Here is a 20,987-nt window from a genome sequence, read left to right as displayed (position 1 = left end):
TATATCAGTAATCAGTGTGAGAAGGGCCTCTGCCCTTGAGGTGACATGACGCAGAAAGTCCACATCCGTTTTCATTCCCATGCCATCTTTGAACAAATGGAAGCGCGCCACTTGTTCAGCGGAGGCGTTGAAGCCTTTGTCGTTGATTCAATATCGGATGAAAAAGTCATACCCTACCAATCAGAAAATCACGCTGAGTCCTATCATTCAGAAAATTCAAATAGTACCGCTGACCAGAGTCAGGACCGACTGGAATTGGTTATTATCGACTCTAACGTCGAAGATTATGAACTACTACTAGAAGAAATTACCAATCAGAATTCCGATCAAGAACGCAATATCGAAGTCGTGGTGTTGGATAACAACCGTGATGGCCTTTCTCAACTCACAGATACCCTAGCCAACTACCAAAATTTAGACGCCGTACATTTGATATCCCACGGTGACGACGGTCAAATTTTGCTAGGAAACTCTTACATCAATGAAGCCTCTTTAATTAGCAATTTCTCACAGGTCAGCCAATGGGCCGATGCCTTTTCGACCGATGGAGAGTTCTTGATTTACGGTTGTAATCTAGCGTCTACTGCAGCCGGCCAAGGCATGGTAGACACACTGGCCGCACTCACGGATACCGACGTAGCTGCATCAGATGACATCACAGGAAATCTCGACCAAGGCGGGGATTGGGAACTAGAGTACCAAACCGGTAACATTGAGACTGACTCTGCTATATTTAGCAAAACGGAGTGGCAAGGTACTCTGGGGCCAGAAACACTAACTGGAGTGTGGTCACCAGCCGGCATTGATAGTTTCTCATCCTCTACGTCTTCTGAAAATGAGGTTGGTGTTACCATTACCTTTAGTACACCAGCGGGCACCTCGGTAAATAATGTCACTAACGATAACTTTACAAATAATCCATTTTTCAGCGACTCCGCGGCTCAAGGGGCCACTTCACTCTATGCTGAGTATATGTGGGATGACACTCCGGGCGATAGCAATAATCCGGCTAGCTCGGACGCAGGAACTATAACAGTTACAATTAACTTTGACTCAGAAGTCGTAGATCCGGTTATCCATATCGATAGATTGGGCGGCGTCGCAGGTTCTACCAGTAACTCCTCTTTATGGACGGTGACTACTGCTGGTGCAACGCTAACAAGGTTATCGGGTTCCGAGCATTTTGATGTTACTTCTAACAGTTTTCAACGTACACCTGGTGATTCAACCTCAAACAATTCTGAAGCCAGCTTCAACCGAAATGATGGTACCGCCGCCGGATCATTACAAGTTAATGGTACCTATACTAGCCTCACGTTTACTGTTACAGGTACGGGTCCGGAAGGTGCTGGTGGTGATGGCTTAGAGTTAGCCTTTCAACTAACTTCCAATGAACCATTGATCACTTCCAACGATGGTGGTGATAACGCTTTAATTCAAGTTACAGAAAATACGACAGATGTCACCACAGTAAGCGCGGTAGACACGCAAGGGCAGCAGATCAGCTACAGTATTGTCGGCGGGGTAGATGCCGGCCAGTTTACTATAGATTCTTCCACTGGTGATCTTACGTTTGTAACTTCCCCTGACTTTGAAGCCCCAACTGACAACAATACAGACAACAAATATGAAGTAGTTGTGCGCGCTACCGACTCGAGCGGTGCATTTGATGAACAAGCGCTCACCGTCAACGTCAATAACGCGACTACCGGTCCAACAATTAATAGCCCTGGTAATCAAACCACAAACGAAGACGTGCCGCTTACGTTTTCTAATGCAAACGGTAACGCCCTAAGCCTGACGGCAGATCCCAGTTCTATCCAAGAATTGGCGATCAGCGTAGATAGTGGCACACTGACGTTATCTAATACCAATGGACTTTCCTTCATCAGTGGTGATGGTACCGCTGATAGCAGCATGCTTTTTACCGGTACTGTGGAAGCTATAAATGCTGCGTTAGAAGAAATGACTTTTACGCCGGCAGAAAATTCTAGTGCTACCAGTAGCTTACTAATTTCCGTAAAAGACGGCGACTATGCTGAGCTAGAGATCGACAACAATCTCTTAGCTTCGTTTACCTTTAACGCAGCCAACCCAGGTGAAGACTCTAGTCCAACAGGGTCGAATGATGCAACGGTAGTTGGCGCTACGCAAATCACAGATCCCGAGCGTGAAACGGTTCTGGATTTTAACGGCAGCAGCGATTACGCCCAAATAAACGGCTTAATGGGCAACCCCAACAGCGTTACCTTGTCCGCTTGGGTAAATGTGGACGCTGGTGAAACCGAAGGCCATATTATTTCTATCGGAGACTCCATAGGCCTGGGCTTAAATTCCGCTGGCGATCAGATCCACGGTTGGTTCTATGATGGGACCAGTTTCAACCATACCGGCTCCGCCGATATACAACACAATATCGCCGGCGACGGTTGGCATCATATTACCTACACCATTGACGATGCCACGGACACCCAACGCCTCTATTTGGATGGCGTATTGATAGTCGAGACGAACCACGGTACGCCAACATCGTTTACACTCGGCACCAATACCTATCTTGGCTCCCGCGATGCCACCTCGCCCGAGTGGGCTTATTCCGGGCTGATGGACGATGCCAGGATATACAACAGAGCACTCACCTCTTCTGAAGCCGCCTCGCTGGCGACACCCTACCCTACGGACAGCGATAACCTAGAAGTAACAGTAACACCTGTAAACGATGCGCCTGTTGTCTCATCCGGAACCGGAAACTTTAATTATCTAGAGACTTACGACGAAGTGCCGCTCAGTGGTGGCGTTAATATCACAGATGTGGACAGTAATGACTTTGCCGGCGGAACCTTGGTTTATCAGGTCACCAATAACGCTGAAAATGAAGACCGTTTAGCGTTATTAGACGAAGGCCCTGGCGCCGGTAACGTTCACATTGACGGGTTCAACATCTATTACAGTGATGTTCTTGTGGGAACTTATACCGGCCCCGTTACGGGTTCTGACCCGTTAGTTGTCACCTTTAACAGCAACGCAGATTTAACCGCCGTCAATGAAGTTGCTCGTAATATGACGTATGAAAATACGTCCGAGGACCCTGTGGCCTCTACCCGTACCTTGGAGGGCTACGTCACCGACGGCGATGGCGGCACCAGTAACGTGATCAGCAGTACCCTTACCATTGTGCCAGTCAACGATGCGCCACAAGGTATCGATGGCGCTATTAATGTAACCGAAGACACCCCCTACACATTTACTTTGGCAGACTTCGGCTATACAGACTTCGAAAACGACAGCTTGCGGCAAGTCTGGTTCGACACATTGCCCGCATCAGGAACGCTACTGTTTAACGGCTCCCCGTTTGCCGCTGGTAACTATGTTGATGCTGCAGACATAGACGCGGGCTTATTGACTTATCAGCCAGACGCGGATGTTGCTAGTAACAACGCCGCAAGCTTTACCTTTAGAGTGCAAGACACCGGCGGTACCGCCAATGGTGGCCAAGATACTGACGACACAGCCAACACCATTACAATCAACATTTCCAACGTTAACGATGCCCCAGCCTTTACCAGCGCAAACAATTTAAGCTCAGTAGAAAACACCACAGAAGTAGCAACAGTCACTACCTCTGATGCCGATGGGGATACAGTCACGTACACCATTACAGGCGGCGTGGATGCCAGCCTATTCTTAATCGATAGCAGCACTGGCGAGCTCAGCTTCAGCAACGCCCCGGATTACGAGACCCCGCAAGATAGCGACGGCAATAATATTTACCAGGTTCAAGTTTCTGCCAGCGACGGCAACGGGGCAACTTCAATACAGTCGATTTCCGTAACCGTTACCGACCAAGCCCTGGAACTGGTGCAAACCCTGCCGGGCGATCAGACCGTTGCCGAAGATGAGGTGTTAACCTTTAGCAACGCCAACGGCAATGCCGTCAGCGTTAGCGACACCAACGATTCGACGGATACGATTTTGTCTGTGTCGTTGAGTGTGAATAACGGTACCTTAGATTTAGCCTCCCTCACCGGCATTACCATTACCGCCGGCGGTGTAAACACCAACACCATTACGTTTACAGGTAAAGAATCCGATATTAATGCCGCGTTGAATGGCATGACGTTTACGCCGGATACGAATTATTCCGGCAATGTCAGCCTGGCCATGGCTACCAGCATAATTAGCCCAGATGACTCCTACTACACCTTTGATGGCGGTTCGGCCAACGACGTCTCCAGTAGCAATAACGGTAGCCTGGTAGGCGATGCCACCACCGCTGTGAACCCAGAGCGTGGCGAGGTTTTAAGCCTGGATGGTAACGGCGATTACGTCAGTATCAATGGCCTTTATGGTGAAAGCCAAACGGTAACCCTAGCGGCCTGGGTAAATATCGGGGAACTGAGTAACGGCGGTGACGTTATTTCTCTGGGCGGAAACGTAGTGCTGGGCATTAATGAGTCTGGTAACGGTGTTTGGGGCGGATTCTACGACGGTGGTGCGCTACACGGTACGGTGTCTAGCCAATCCATTGCTGGAGACGGCTGGCATCACATTGCATTTGTTTTTGATGGATCAAACAATAGCCAAACGCTTTATATTGATGGCGTTGCCATCGCCAGTAACAATAATTCTCAGAGTATTAGTTATACCCGTGGCGGGAGCGATACCACCCTAGGTGTGAGCGCAGAGACCCTCTCGACGAATTATTTCGATGGTTTATTGGATGATGCGTACATAGCAACCCGCGCGTTAAGTGCAGACGAAATCTACGCACTCTCTGCCGATGCACAATCCGTTGCCGATTCCGTGGCAATAACAATCACCGCCGTTAATGATGCGCCAGTAATTTCCAGCCCCAGCGGCACCTACCCTTACACGGAAGGTGACGGTGCCGTAGTACTAGGCGCTGCGGCATCAGTGACTGATGTCGATTCTGCGGATTTTGATACCGGCACCCTGGTGTATCAAATCACCAATAACGCCCAGGCGGAAGACCGGCTAGATCTGCTCAACGAAGGCCCTGGCGCTGGCAATGTCAATATTGTGGGCACCGACATTTATTACAGTGATGTGTTAGTGGGTTCCTACACCGGCCCGGTAACTGGCAGCACCGCTTTAACGGTTACGTTTAATAGCAACGCCAACAGCGCCACCGTAACCCAGGTGATGAACAATCTCACCTACGAAAACACCTCAGAAAACCCGGTTGAAAACACACGCACCTTAGAACTCTTCGTCACCGATGGTGACGGGGGAAGCAGTGATACCGTCACAGGTTACGTTGCCGTCAGTGGTGTTAACGATGCGCCGACAATCACCAACGGCAGCAGCTTTTCGGTAGCAGAAAATACTACCGCCATTACCACAGTAACCAGTAGCGATATTGAAAACGACACGGTCACCTACGCCATAACCGGCGGTGCTGACTCGGCGCTGTTTAGCATCAATAGCATCACCGGAGAATTAACCTTCGCCACCGCGCCGGATTACGAAACCCCGGCAGACGCCGACGGCAATAACAGCTATTTGGTTGAAGTCACCGCTGATGACGGCAACGGTGGCAGTGATGTGCAGGCTGTTACGGTTACCGTAACCGACGTTAATGAAACGCCCAGCGATATCAACCCTAACAGTTTTGCAGTAACAGAGAATACCGACACCAGCGGCGGCTACTCCGTGGGCACATTAACCACCACAGACCAAGACGCGGGCGACACGTTTACTTACACCATAATTAATGGTTTAGACTCCGCCGTATTCAGCATCGGCGGTGCCGGCGCGGATGAGTTGATCCTAACCGATGGTGTGCTGGATTTTGAAAATCAGCCCAGCTACCAGGTTACCGTGCGCACCACCGACAGCGGCGGTTTAAGCCGCGATGAAATCATCACGGTTAACGTGAGTGACGTTAACGAAGCGCCCAGCATTAACTCAACCGCCATCAACAATGCCACAGAAGACAGCCCTTACACCTATACCATCACCGCCAGCGACCCAGACGCAAACAGCACATTAAGCTTCAGCGCGATCAGCTTGCCTACTTGGCTTACGTTAACGGATAACAACGATGGTACCGCAACACTAACAGGGACCCCCACCAACGATGACGTAGGCAGCCACAGCATTGATATCCAAGTAAGCGACGGCAGCCTAACGGATAACCAAGCATTTACGCTCACCGTAGCCAACACCAACGACGCACCGGTGATTACCAGCCCCAGCGGCACTTACCCCTACACTGAAGGTGCAGGTGCCGTTGTACTAGGCGCCGCTGCTTCTGTGACCGATGCCGACGGTGCGGATTTTGATACCGGCACCCTGGTGTATCAAATCACCAACAATGCCCAAACGGAAGACCGGCTAGATCTACTCAACGAAGGCCCTGGCGCTGGCAATGTTAATATTGTAGGCACCGATATTTATTACAGCGATGTGTTAGTGGGCTCCTATACCGGCCCGGTGACCGGCAGCACCGCTTTAACGGTTACCTTTAATAGCAACGCCACCGACACCACCGTCACCCAGGTGATGAATAATCTCACCTACGAAAACAGCTCAGAAAATCCGGTTGAAAACACACGTACCTTGGAACTCTTCGTCACCGACGGTGACGGCGGTACCAGTGATACCGTCACAGGTTACGTTGCCGTCAGTGGTGTTAACGATGCGCCGACAATCACCAACGGCAGCAGCTTTTCGGTAGCAGAAAATACTACCGCCGTTACGACAGTAACCAGTAGCGATATTGAAAACGACACGGTCACCTACGCCATAACCGGCGGTGCTGACTCGGCGCTGTTTAGCATCAATAGCATCACCGGAGAATTAACCTTCGCCACCGCGCCGGATTACGAAACCCCGGCAGACGCCGACGGCAATAACAGTTATTTGGTTGAAGTCACCGCTGATGACGGCAACGGTGGCAGTGATGTGCAGGCTGTTACGGTTACCGTAACCGACGTTAATGAAACGCCCAGCGATATCAACCCTAACAGTTTTGCAGTAACAGAGAATACCGACACCAGCGGCGGCTACTCCGTGGGCACATTAACCACCACAGACCAAGACGCGGGCGACACGTTTACTTACACCATAATTAATGGTTTAGACTCCGCCGTATTCAGCATCGGCGGTGCCGGCGCGGATGAGTTGATCCTAACCGATGGTGTGCTGGATTTTGAAAATCAGCCCAGCTACCAAGTCACCGTGCGCACCACCGACAGCGGCGGTTTAAGCCGCGATGAAATCATCACGGTTAACGTGAGTGACGTTAACGAAGCGCCCAGCATTAACTCAACCGCCATCACCAATGCCACAGAAGACATCCCTTACACCTATACCATCACCGCCAGCGACCCAGACGCAAACAGCACATTAAGCTTTAGCGCAATCAGCTTGCCTACCTGGCTGACGTTAACGGATAACAACGATGGTACCGCAACACTAACAGGGACCCCCACCAACGATGACGTAGGCAGCCACAGCATTGATATCCAAGTAAGCGACGGCAGCCTAACGGATAACCAAGCATTTACGCTCACCGCAGCCAACACCAACGACGCACCGGTGATTACCAGCCCCAGCGGTACCTACCCTTATACCGAAGGTGACGGAGCTGTGGTACTGGGCGCCGCCGCCTCTGTGGCCGATGCCGACGGTGCGGATTTTGATACCGGCACCTTAGTGTATCAAATCACCAACAATGCCCAAACGGAAGACCGGCTAGATCTACTCAACGAAGGCCCTGGCGCTGGCAATGTCAATATTGTGGGCACCGACATTTACTACAGCGATGTATTAGTGGGTTCTTATACCGGCCCGGTGACTGGTAGCTCTGCCTTAACAGTAACGTTTAACAATAACGCTACAGACGTTACGGTTACCCAGGTGATGAACAATCTCACCTACGAAAATACCTCAGAAAACCCGGTTGAAAACACACGCACCCTGGAACTCTTCGTCACCGATGGTGACGGTGGAACCAGTGATACCGTCACGGGTTACGTTACCGTCAGTGGTGTTAACGATGCACCCACCTTCACCAGCGGTAACAGTTTTTCGGTAACGGAGAACGATACCGCCATCGGCATAATTAGTGCCGGTGATGCGGAAAACCAAACACTCAGTTACACAATAAGCGGCGGCGCCGACCAAGCTTTGTTCGCGCTGGATACCAATACCGGCGAACTAACTTTTATCAATGGCGCAGACTACGAACTGCCGGCAGACAGCAACGCAGATAACATTTATGAAGTACAGATTAGCGTAAGTGATACCAGCGGCGGAACCTCTGTGCAACAGGTTAGCGTCACCGTCACCGATGAGAACGAAACGCCAACCGATCTTAGTTTGTCCGCCGATTCCATCGACGAAAATACCGACGCAAGCGGTGGCCAGGCCATTGGCAGTTTAAGCACGCAAGACCCGGACAGCGGAGAGACGTTTACCTACACTATAATTGGCGGCCCCGACCAGGCTAGGTTTTCACTCGATGGCAGTAACTTAGTTCTTACTACCAGTGACATCGACTACGAAACAGACCCAAGCTATGGGGTTACGATCCAAGCCACAGACAGCGCAGGGCACAGCATTACCCGAGCCTTTGTTATCAACGTTAATGACCTTAACGAAGCTCCGGAATTTGACTCTACCCCTATCACAAATGGCACTGAAGACAGTAGCTACAGTTATTTGATTACAGCACAGGATCAAGATAACGGTGCAAGTCTAACCATTACAGCAACCACACTACCCGGCTGGCTGACCCTTACCGACAACGGCGACGGTACAGCTACGTTAACTGGCACGCCAACTAATGCCGACGCCGGCATACACGACGTTGCCATAGGAGTCTCCGACGGTAACCTGAACGATGGCCAAAGTTTCACCATTGCCGTTACCAACACCAACGACGCACCTCAATTTGTTAATGCAGTCGGGCCAATCAATGGTAACTTTGATAACGGTTTAATCGGTTGGGCCAGCAGCGGCAATGTTGATACGGTAAACGGAGAAATCCGTTTCGGCCAGGTTGGCGGCCCGGCGGGCACCATCTCGCAATCGATAACCACTCAGATCGGCCAAACCTATTATGTGGCGTTTGATTATGGCGATCGCAGCGCCACCGCGGCACAATCACTTGCAGTGGATGTCACCGGTGCAAGTTCAGTTTTCGCAGCCGAATATCATTCAGGGGCCAGTGAAAATACACTGCAGACGCGGGTATTTTCCTTTGTGGCGGATTCCACCTCCACAACACTCACCTTTACCGATACGTCAGCCTCCCATAGCGGTGTTAGAGGTTATTTAGACAACGTCGTTGTTGCACGCCAGGCCACCGACAACGCCGCCTTTGCTGTGCAAGAAAATACAACCTTCGTAACCACAGTACAGGCACTGGATGAGGATTTTTCCGATGGGCGAAGCTACAGTATCAGCGGAGGTGCCGACCAAAATTTATTCACCATAGACTCTGTTACAGGCAACCTGAGTTTGGTTTCCGCGCCAGACCATGAAACACCGGCGGATAACAACGGCGATAATATTTACGAAGTCCAGGTAAGCGTACAGGACAGTTCAGGCGCGCTGGACACACAAAGCTTACACATTGATGTTACTGACCAAAATGAAAATCCTAACAACATTTTATTAAGTAACTATTCCGTTACTGAAAATACCGCTTCTGCAGATGGCTACAGTGTTGGTACCCTGAGCACCAACGATCCAGACGACGGCGACACCTTCACCTATGCCATTGTGGGTGGCAATGATGCCGGCTTATTTTCTATTGGTGGTGCTGGTGGCAATGAATTAATTATCACCACCAGTAATATCGATTACGAGACACAAGCCAATTACCAAGTAACAGTACGCACCACAGACAGTGGCGGTTTAAGCCAAGACGAAACTATCACCGTGAGTGTTAGCGACGAAAACGAAGGCCCAACGGTGGAATCATCGGCAATCACAATCACAACCGAAGATAGCCTATATCAATACACCCTAACGGCCAGCGATCCAGATGCCAATGCAAACCTGTCATATACGGCCACTGCCCTCCCCAACTGGCTGAACCTAATAGATCATGGCGATGGCTCAGCGACATTAAGCGGAACGCCTAGCAATAGTGATGTAGGCAACCACAACATAACAGTTCAGATAACTGACGGAACCCTGACAGATACTCAAAGCTTCACGCTTCAAGTCATTAATACCAATGATGCACCGGTGTTCACCAGCCCGGCCAATTTTTCCGTTGCGGAGAATTCGGCTACGGTGACGACTCTAACCACCACGGACGACGATGGCGATAGCCATACATTTTCAATAACCGGAGGTGACGACGCCGCATTATTTAGTGTAAACAGCGTTACCGGTGAGCTGATATTTACCAGCCTACCGAATTATGAGAACCCACTGGATAGCGATAGCGATAATGTGTACCAGCTAAGGGTAACCGCCGCCGACGGCAATGGTGCCAATACCGAACAGACCTTGGCTATAACTGTCACCCAGGTAAATGAAGCGCCGACAATGGATGCACCCGGCGCATTTGTTGTAGTTGAAAATACGGATGCGAGCAGTGGTTACTCATTGGGTAGCTTAAGCAGTAATGATCCCGATGCTGGAGATAACATCAGCTACACGGTGGTGGGCGGAGCTGATGGCAATCTATTCTCCATTGGCGGTATAAACCAAGATGAGCTTATCCTAACCACCAATAGCATTGATTTTGAAGCACAAGATAGTTATCAAGTTATTGTTCGAGGAACGGATAACGGCGGCTTAAGTGACGATCAAATCATAACCATCAATGTAGCCGATGTGAACGAAGGGCCAAGCATTGTATCGGAGGCTTTGACCGAGGCCAGTGAAGATAGCTATTACCAATACACAATTCGGGTGCAAGACCCTGACAACAACAATACTCTATCGGTTACTACAACCTCGTTACCAGATTGGTTGATCTTAACCAACAACGGAGATGGTACGGCAACGCTCAATGGTACACCGAGTAACAGTGATGTCGGCAACCACGAAATCACTGTGTACGTTAATGATGGGGTTCTGTCTGATACCCAAACTTTTACAATAACCGTTGCTAATACCAATGATGCACCGGTTTTCACTAACCCCACGAATATTACCGTCGCTGAAAATACTACTGCGGTGACGACACTGGCGGTTATGGATAGCGATGGTGATAGTACGAACTTTGCGATTACCGGCGGAGACGATGCAGCGTTGTTTGATATAGACAGTGCCACCGGTGAACTTACCTTTTCCAATCCGCCCAATTTTGAACAAAGAACCGATCACGACAGAAACAATATTTATATTGTGCAGATCACTGCCCGTGACGGTAATGGAGGTGAAACCTCTCAGGAATTTTCTATTTACGTTGAGAATGTTAATGAACAGCCTATTGGCTTGGCCTCGAACAGCTTTAGCGTCCTAGAAAACACTGATACTACCAACGGACATTTGGTCGGCACACTCGCGGCAATAGACGTTGATGCCAGCGACAACCATAGTTTTGCAATCATTGGTGGCCAAGACGCTGGTTATTTTATCCTTACAGGAGAAAACCAAGAGCAATTAATTATTCGAGATGGCTTATTGAACCACGAGTCCAGAAGCACGTACGAGTTGATGATTCGTATCACTGACAACTTAGGACTTACACACGATGAAACAGTTACAGTTTTAGTGAGCGATGAAAATGAAGCATCTGTCATTAATTCGGAAGCAGAAACAACGGCGCTGGAGAACAACTATTATAGCTATACCATCAATGCGGAAGATCAAGATGGAGAGACACGCCTAAGCTTTACTGCTATGTCCTTACCACACTGGTTAACACTAGAAGATCACGGCGATGGTACTGCTACAATTAGTGGCACACCTACCTCAGTAAACGTTGGCAACCAAAGAGTGGAGATACAAGTCAGTGACGGCAGCTTGGTTAAGAGCCAATCATTTGATTTGATTGTGGTTAAAACTGCAGGAGACTCAACAACTGTAAACGCCGCCATAATAGGAAACTCCAACATTGTTAGCTCTGATAACACTCTTGATAACTTTAACAACGTTAAAGACGCCAACACCAGCGGGCGTGCGGACCGAGATCATGGGTCGACAATTAAAACTTCGCCACTAATTGAAACTGATAACAGCCAGTCGGAAGCGACATCAAACCAAGCTAATAATAACGATTCAAACCAATCGTCCTCACCAATTAATCTACGTGAGATAAACGGACAAAGCAGACAATATATTTCAAGAACGCTAGATCACGATATAAAAAATGACACTGCTGGTGACGAGAACGTTGATCTTGATCCTGGCCGTTCGGTATCTGATAACCCAGTAGCAGCATGGCGAGCCACACAGCTGGCAGATATAGCAGACAAACAGACCAAGGCTGAATCGCTACACTCAACGAACATTACGGTTGATACAGATTCAGATCCTATCTGGCAGAACATTCAACGAATTCAGATGGATTTAGATGAAGACTACACAACTCAGGAAAAAGGCGATATCGAAATCGAATTTGTCGCTACAGCAGCTGTGAGCTTTACCGCTGGTGTTGTTAGTTGGCTATTACGTGGTGGCGCGCTCTTGAGCACGATTTTATCCTCCGCTGCTGTCTTCCAGAAATTTGACCCTTTGACCGTCGTTGCCAAGAAGAAAACAAAAAAAGACAAAAACAAACTCGCCAACCGATCAGATGACCGTATCGAAAGCATGTTTACAGAGGACACCAAGGATGATAGCAAATTGTGAAGCGAGTACATCTTCGAAGCATCCTAAACACACTCATACCATCCATAAAGGTGTGCTTTGGGTTAACGTCTATTTTGATAAGCGTGTTTTTAATAACCGACTTAGTGGGCTGGGCACCAAACGATCAAAAGTACGAACTCGACTCTAGAAAAAAAATCAGCGAATCCTTTGCCGTATTATTCTCTGAGTTGGCGGCGCAAAACGATGTAAAACTGATTCGCAAGATCCTATCCGTGGCAGTGGAGCGGGATGATCGCATGAAATCAGCAGGCTTTCGTTACACCGACGGACGTCTGTTGTTTCAAATCCGGAATCACGAAAATGGTTGGGGTAGCTATCAGAGCAACAAATCGACCAGTACACATGTGGTAGTGCCCGTTTTTGCCAATGGCCGACAACTGGGCTCTGTAGAAATTCATTTTACGCCATTGTTCAGTGATGGAGCCGTGTTTTCTAACCCCACCTATAGCTGGCTAGCCATTGCTTCTGGTCTTTGCTTCGTTCTTTTTCTGGCTTTGATGCTGCGTACCTTACGACAAATAGACCCTTCTTCGGTAGTACCTGAACGCGTCAACGCCGCCTTCGACTCACTCGCGGAGGGTGTCGTTATCTTAGACGATAATGAGCATGTCGTTTTAGCCAACAAGGCATTTTCCGAGATTGTAAAAAGACCTGTGGAGTCCTTATTTGGGATTAAATTATCCGAGCTAGGTTGGCGCCCAGAAGATGACGCTTTTGGTCCAGAGTACTTTCCCTGGATAACTGCTTTTAGCGCTAATGTAAACCGTGTAAACGATAGGCTGGTATTGGACATTCAAAACGATACGCGAACCATGCTAGTTAACAGTGCGCCAATTTTAGATGGCAATCAGATACCACAAGGTATGCTGTTAACCTTTGATGACGTCACTGAATTAGAACACCAAAAACTAAAACTTCAAAACACAGTGTCGAATCTTGAGGTTTCACGCAAAGAAATTCAGAGACAGAATAAAGAGCTATTCTACCTCGCCACAAGAGATCCTCTCACAGGTAGCTATAATCGACGCTTCTTCTACGAGCAATTCGACGTATTGTTTAGCCAAGCTCAAGAAGAAAATAAGAGCCTGTGTTGCATTATGGTTGATATCGATCACTTTAAAAAAGTCAACGACAACCATGGTCATGATGTCGGCGACGAAGTGATTAAAATGCTGGCCCAAGTATTGGAATCGTCGACAAGAGAGGAGGATGTTGTAGGTCGATACGGCGGAGAAGAATTTTGTATTGTTTTGCCAGGCTTACACATCGATGAGGCGATATCAGTCGCTGAACGAATTAGGCTGCAAATTTACCGAGAGTCTCACAAAGTACTACCAAATGACCGACGTATTACTGCAAGCCTAGGTGTTGCAACCCTCGCAGATGGCTCGGCAAGTCAAAGTGAATTGAACAAACAAGCGGACCAAGCGTTGTACGCCGCTAAAAATGCAGGACGCAACCAAGTTGTGCGCTGGGAAAAACAATTTAACGACCAACCTGCTGAAGAAACGCAATCCGAAAACGCCCAAACAACAGACAGAATTTCACTGACAGACGACCCACACCATCAGCTAGAAGTAAAAAACCTGAAACTGCAGATACGTCAGTTAGAGAAGGTGGCTGATTCCTTTGTAGAGCAACTACAAAAAGAAAAGCACTACGATAAGGTAACAGGGTTACCAAACCAATCTCTGTTTTACGATCGCGTTCACCAAGCTATTGAAAGATCAAATCGAGAAGATAAATCGGCCGCCATTCTGGTTATTGAATTTGATAGTTTGAGCACTAACCAATCATTCCTTGAAAAAAGAATATCAGACGATGTGTTCACTCAGATCTCAAAACGCCTCGCCAGGATTTTCCGGAAAACCGACGCCATTACTGTACTTAATACAACAATCAACGAAAATTGTACAGTGTCTAGGATCAACCAAAATGACTTTGGTATCTTAATCGCCGATATTCCGGATCAAAACAAACTTCCGAGAGTTATTGACCGAGTTTTTTCTGGATTTTCTGAACCCGTACAAGTGGGAGAAAACAAGATACGGCTGCCTTTTCGCATGGGGATCAGCATGTATCCCAACGACGCGTCCTCCGCTGAAGAGCTATTGTCCCACGCATTAATTGCTAAAAGTAACGCAGACAATGAACCGAATAAAGGCGCTTATCGCTTTTTCAATGTCCGTAGGGGGTTGGCCATCAACGGTACGGAAACCTTAGTTAAGGAAAAAATACCCTAATACATTCAATGGGTTACGAAATTCTAGTGTGTTTTTTGAACAGGCTGGTAGAAGGGAGAAAACAAGTAGTGAAAGTGCCGTTAACTGCTTGTAGAGGTCGCCGGCGACTGCTGAGTTGCAGCACTCAGCCATGGATAATCTGACTTTATAATCAACAATTGTCGATGTAAAGCTGCTTCCTGCAAACACACCCTCACAATCTGCCTTCTTCCTAGGGCGGCCCCCGCAAACCCCTCTTAACTGTATATTTTATCACCACTACCTCTCTGAAACCTGACTGGCATAGATTGACCATCCAGGGGAGAGCATACCTGTATGCAGAAAACCTTCTCTATGTCCTCTAATCGCAATTAGTGGACATTATGAATTGTCGGTGCTAGAGTCCTGCACAGGCTCATATAGGCATATACAGGGATAATGTATGTCCAAGCGCTTTGCCGCCGTTCCGTTATTCGATGCCCACAAGGCTTTTACCCGTTTGCCAACGGGCATCGCCATGCTGGCAGATTACCCCGATTCCAATGCATTTCTTACCAGTATAGCGGCATCGGTGCCTGACGCACGCGAGGATTACCTGCAAACCCAGGCTTTCCTCAAAAGCTACAGCCGGAAAAGTGAAGCTACTTACCGCAGCTACCGAAACGAGGTTGAACGGCTCTTACTGTGGTCCTGGACCGTCGCAGGCAAAAGCGTCATTCAGCTCAAGCGTCCCGATCTTGAAAGCTATTTCGAATTCATTCACAGTCCACCCGTATCCTGGGTGGCCAACGCCGTACACGATCGGTTCAAACTGATTGACGGCCAATACTTCAGAAATAAGGCATGGCGCCCTTTTGCGGGCAAAGTTGCCAAAGAGAACCGCAAGCAAGCTGAGGACAAAGGCGTGGATATCGAAGTCCCACGCCATGGGCATACACTCTCCCATGAGGCGATGAAAATATGTTACTCCGCTCTCTCCTGTTTCTACGATTATTTGACCGATGAAGGCTATGCGTTTGGCAATCCCATACCGGCCATCCGCAAGCAATCACCCTATTTGATCAAAGGTACTACCAAAAAAGACGTGAAGCGGTTATCGGATCTGCAGTGGGAATATGTGTTGGACTGCGCACAGTGTGCGGCCGATGCTGATTCAGGCCACCAGAGAACACTGTTTATTATCGCGTGCCTGAAAACGTTATACCTGCGGATCTCAGAATTGTCTGAACGGCCGAATTGGCAACCTACCTGGAAGCATTACTGGCAAGATGACGATGGCAATAACTGGCTTAAAGTGTTGGGTAAAGGCAATAAAGTTCGTGACGTCTCGGTACCCAATGCACTCCTCCCCTATATTGAACGCTATCAAGCCTATCGAGCCCGAGTACACCAGAATTTTGACACAAATTCTGCACTGGTTGCCAAGAACCGCGGCACGGGAGGAATGTCTTCGCGCCAGCTGCGCAGGATCGTTCAAGATGCGTTCGATATGGCACATAACAAAATGAAAGAGGAAGGTTTCACTAAAGAGGCCAAAGCACTTCGTGAGGCAACCACGCACTGGTTACGCCATACCGGCGCATCACAGGATATCGCCAGCAGGCCGTTAAAACATATGGCAGATGATCTCGGCCATGCGAGTATGGGTACAACTGATAAAGTCTATATTCAGTCTGATATGAAGGAACGCGCTCACTCTGGAAAGAAAAGAGAAGTATGAATGGATTTGCGTAATAGCAACAACATCGGCGTTTCGAAAAGTCCCCTATCTACCGTAGACCTGACTTTACCGTAGGGCGCACTCTTCCAAATTGTGATTGTCAGCTGTCTGTCGTATTGCGGTGCTTCGCAAGTACATTAAATTTTCAGCAATGAGTTCCACTCTTCGAGATATCGAATTTCCGGGTTCTACCCAAAAGAGACAAACATCAATCAAATTAATCGTTGGTTCTTTTGCTTAATGAAATTCCGGTGCCCGCACCTTAGCGGAAGTTCGCATCAAAGGCAGTTCAGTGCCAGAAAGCCGCCATAGATCACCTGAACTCGGGCGGGTCCTTAACAGCGAAGCTGACGCGCAGCAGCCATGCCACACTTGTGGAGATCTGTACTATTAATTCCTGCTTATTGGAATTTAAGGTTGTTCCCGAATTTTAGATAGGGCACCATTTTTTTATTGTTTCGACTCAGATAGTTGAGCTGCGCAGCTGTCTTTAAGAGACTCACTCCAACCAGGAGTGAATCTCTCACGCGCCCCTAGTAGTCAGTTGGTTGTCACATGAGTCAAAATGAACGAACAGCTCAGATATATTCCGTTATCTCTCCCACCTCAACATAGACTCGACTATTTTCTCCACATTAAAACTGGCCGGGCGCTGACGCGGCGGAAATTGCTTGAATGACTGCAAAAACCTGGCAGTACCTGCCTGAGCGGCATAGAGCATAAACAGGTGCTCGGTAGCCCAACGATCATAATCCATGGCTTCACGGTCAGCCCGCTCGAACGGGTCACGCCGTAAATTGAATATCTTTGGCAGTCGCATTCGTGTTAATGGTTCTCGCCATACCTGAAATCCGTGGGCGCGCTGCTCCGAGAATACCAATTTCCAGTCCCCCATACGCATCGCCGAGTAGTTGCCGTCATCGGTAAAATAGAAAAACTCTTTGCGGGGCCCTTCCTTCGTTTTGCCAGATATATAAGGTAAGAAATTAAATCCATCCAAATGCACCTTGAATTTTTTACCGGACACCGAGTGCCCTTTGAGTAGTTTCTTTTTGATGTTACGGTCACCAGCCGCTGCCATTAGGGTTGGCAGCCAGTCCTGATGCGAGATAATTTCATTGGAGACACTATTGGCTTTGATTTTGCCAGGCCAGCGCACCAGAGCCGGCACCCGAAAGCCCCCTTCCCAGGTAGTGTTCTTTTCACCGCGGAAGGGTATAGTGCCGCCATCGGGCCAACTGAACACCTCGGCACCGTTGTCGGTTGAATAAAACACAATGGTATTATCGGCAATACCCAGTTGATCGAGCTTGCCTAACAGAGAGCCTACATGGTGATCGTGCTCTGCCATACCGTCGGCGTAGATACCCTGACCAGTCTTGCCATCCCACTTTGGCGCCAAGCGCGTCCACACATGCATTCGAGTGGCATTAACCCAAAGAAAAAATGGCTTTCTGGCCTTATGGGCTTTATCCATGAATTTGAGTGATGCGCCCACAAATTCGTCGTCGACGGTTTCCATGCGCTTTTTATTCAGCGGGCCGGTATCTTCCACACGGCCATCGGCGTACGAATGAATCACACCGCGCGGACCAAAACGCTTACTGAACTCCGGGTCATTGGGATAATCCGGGTGCTCGGGCTCATCCTCGGCATTAAGGTGGTAGAGATTACCGAAAAACTCGTCGAAGCCGTGATTGGTTGGTAGATATTCATCGCGATCGCCCAAATGATTTTTACCAAACTGCCCAGTCATATAGCCCAGAGGCTTAAGCAGCTCTGCCAGAGTTGGGTCTTCTTTCTGTAGTCCTACCTCTGCCCCGGGCATGCCCACCTTGGTCAGTCCGGTCCGCACCGGGTGCTGGCCAGTAATGAACGCTGACCGCCCAGCGGTACAACTCTGCTCGCCATAGGCATCGGTAAACAACATGCCCTCGTTGACGATGCGATCGATATTCGGTGTTCGGTAGCCCATCATGCCCCGGTTGTAGGCGCTGATATTAAACCAGCCGACATCGTCCCCCCAGATCACCAGGATATTGGGTCGCTCGGTCGCATAGCCATTGGCTCCCAACAGCAGTAACAGCGCAACGAAAATCACTTTTACAGGGCAAGCAAATCGTTTCATCGTCAATCCCTTATCGAAAGGCCTTACTAATAGAAAGCCTGAATAGGGCAATTATTCATACCCTTTCAGTCCGCTTAAATCGTTAAATGACCTCTCGACTTCTGAGCAAATCGATATAATCATCTTTGTAACCGACCGACTTCAGTATCGTCTCGGTGTGCTCGCCTTCCTGTGGCGGAGGCGATGCTATGTTCAGGGGGGTAGCACTGAACTTCGGCGCCGGACCCGGCTGCACGATGCCATTTAATTCAACAAAGGTTTCCCTTTCACGGTTATGAGGATGCGCCGCAGCCTCTTCAAAATTCAACACTGGCGCAAAGCACGCATCCGTGCCTTCCATTAACTCGCACCACTCGGCCCGAGTTCTGGATTTAAACAGATCAATGATTGTATTCTTGGCCTGTGGCCAGTCCGCTTTGTTGAACTGCCGGGAAAAAACAGGGTTATCGCTGAGGCCGCACTTTTCCAGTAACAGACTATAAAATTGTGGTTCCAAAGCACCCACCGTTATGTAGTGACCGTCGGCACACTCATAGCAGTCGTACCAGGGCGAGGCACTGTCGATGATATTATCGCCACGCTCCTTGCTCCACAAACCGGCCTGGTGGAACGAATAAAGCAACGACGTCATAAGAGCGCTGCCGTCGGTAATAGCCGCGTCTATCACCTGCCCTTTGCCGGTAGTTTTGGCGTTGATAACACCTGCCAATAGCCCCATAACCAGCACCATCGAGCCACCACCCACATCGCCGACCAAAGACGGCGGCGCGAAGGGCGCTTCTCTCCGGTGACTCGAATAGTAGAGTGCGCCGCTAAGGGCGATATAGTTAATATCGTGACCCGCCGCCTGAGCCAATGGACCATGCTGACCCCAGCCGGTCATACGGCCATAGAGCAGCCGCGGGTTTTTATCCATACAGACATCGGGGCCGAGACCCAGACGCTCCATCACACCCGGTCGAAAACCTTCTATTAAGGCGTCAGCATCGGCAACCAGATCCAGTACAACCTCTACGGCTGAGGGGTCTTTCAGGTCAAGGACAATAGATTTTTTACCCCGATTGGGAATGGCGTATTTACTGTTGGTAACGGCATCAGTGATATTGTTCGTACCACTGCTTTTACGCTGAACGAGAATAACCTCGGCGCCCATATCCGCCAGTAACATACCGCACACTGGCGCCGGTCCGATGCCGGCGATTTCAATGACTTTAATACCTTGTAAGGGCCCCACTATTGTCTCCTTTTCACCATTGACGACGAGCGCTGAAGATCGCCATCGAACATTCACTCACAACGCTTGATTAGCTGGCCTGCATTACCGTTGCAGCATCCAAGCGAATCACACGACCGTTCATATAGCCATTTTCAATCAGGAAAGCACAGGTATGGGCAAACTCATTCATCTCACCCATACGCTTTGGCGCTTCACACATATTGATTAACGATTGCTGGACTTTTTCATCCAGAGATTGAACCATCGGGGTGCCGAACAAGCCCGGGGCGATGGAGTTGACCCTGATACCGTAATTAGCCAGCTCTCGGGCGGCCGGCATGTTCATGCCATTGACACCGGCTTTGGAACCGCTATAGGCACTTTGGCCGATCTGCCCTTCATACGCAGCTCCCGAAGAAATATTGACAATGACGCCACGCTCGCCATTGACATCGGGATCGTTCTTGGCGATCTGCTCTGCGCACTTGGCCATCACATTAAACACTCCACACAGGTTAACGTTGATGACCGTGGCGTACTTCTTCAGGCTGCTGGCCTTGCCCTCTTTATCGAGTATTTTGCATGGCAGTGGGATACCCGCTGCATTGATGTTGGCATGAATGGCACCGAACTGGCCTATCACCGCGGCAATCGCCGCACCGATGCTTTCTTCAGAGGTTACATCGGTCTGACAGAAAATCGCGTTATCGTCGCCCAGCTCCGCTACCGTTGCCGCACCCGCCTCTTCATTTAAATCAAATAGAGCCACCCTGGCACCTTTCTCCCTGACCATATAGTTAGCAGTCGCCTGCCCCAAACCTGAAGCACCACCGGTAATAACAACAACTTTGTCTTTTAAATCCATCGTTTTATCTCACATATATTTTGTTTCAA

The 20,987-nt window shown here is 49.1% G+C and carries 6 protein-coding genes; 3 read left to right on the top strand and 3 right to left on the bottom strand.

Annotated features, from left to right (window positions below; all coding sequences use genetic code 11):
• The first annotated feature begins 45 nt into the window (after nucleotides 1-45).
• The 3 genes from ACGHM3_RS12410 to ACGHM3_RS12400 all read left to right on the top strand — a co-directional run bounded on the left by ACGHM3_RS12410 (nucleotide 46) and on the right by ACGHM3_RS12400 (nucleotide 16,749).
• Nucleotides 46-12,786, top strand: a complete 12,741-nt coding sequence (locus ACGHM3_RS12410) for a cadherin domain-containing protein (RefSeq protein ID WP_390518169.1) — start codon at nucleotides 46-48, stop codon at nucleotides 12,784-12,786.
• An 83-nt stretch (nucleotides 12,787-12,869) separates the two neighbouring features.
• Nucleotides 12,870-15,050 (top strand): diguanylate cyclase domain-containing protein, encoded by a 2,181-nt coding sequence (locus tag ACGHM3_RS12405; RefSeq protein ID WP_345426641.1) that lies wholly within the window; start codon nucleotides 12,870-12,872, stop codon nucleotides 15,048-15,050.
• Nucleotides 15,051-15,471: 421 nt separating this feature from the next.
• A complete protein-coding gene (locus ACGHM3_RS12400; RefSeq protein ID WP_345426639.1) occupies nucleotides 15,472-16,749 on the top strand; it encodes a site-specific integrase in 1,278 nt (425 codons plus the stop codon).
• Nucleotides 16,750-17,341: 592 nt separating this feature from the next.
• On the opposite strand, the gene ACGHM3_RS12395 is transcribed toward ACGHM3_RS12400, so the two are convergent.
• The 3 genes from ACGHM3_RS12395 to ACGHM3_RS12385 form a co-directional block, all read right to left on the bottom strand.
• Nucleotides 17,342-18,877 carry an arylsulfatase gene (locus ACGHM3_RS12395; protein WP_345426638.1) on the bottom strand — a complete coding sequence of 512 codons (1,536 nt, stop codon included), beginning with the start codon at nucleotides 18,875-18,877 and terminating at the stop codon, nucleotides 17,342-17,344.
• Nucleotides 18,878-18,959: 82 nt separating this feature from the next.
• Nucleotides 18,960-20,111: a CaiB/BaiF CoA-transferase family protein gene (locus ACGHM3_RS12390; protein ID WP_345426636.1), complete on the bottom strand. Its 1,152-nt coding sequence runs from the start codon at nucleotides 20,109-20,111 to the stop codon at nucleotides 18,960-18,962.
• A gap of 70 nt (nucleotides 20,112-20,181) precedes the next feature.
• A complete protein-coding gene (locus ACGHM3_RS12385) occupies nucleotides 20,182-20,958 on the bottom strand; it encodes an SDR family NAD(P)-dependent oxidoreductase (RefSeq protein WP_345426634.1) in 777 nt (258 codons plus the stop codon).
• Between the last annotated feature and the right edge of the window lie 29 nt (nucleotides 20,959-20,987).

Origin of the sequence: Halioxenophilus aromaticivorans (assembly GCF_042850945.1) — a bacterium.
GTDB lineage: Bacteria > Pseudomonadota > Gammaproteobacteria > Pseudomonadales > Cellvibrionaceae > Halioxenophilus > Halioxenophilus aromaticivorans.
This window is presented reverse-complemented; position numbering and strand designations above follow the sequence as displayed.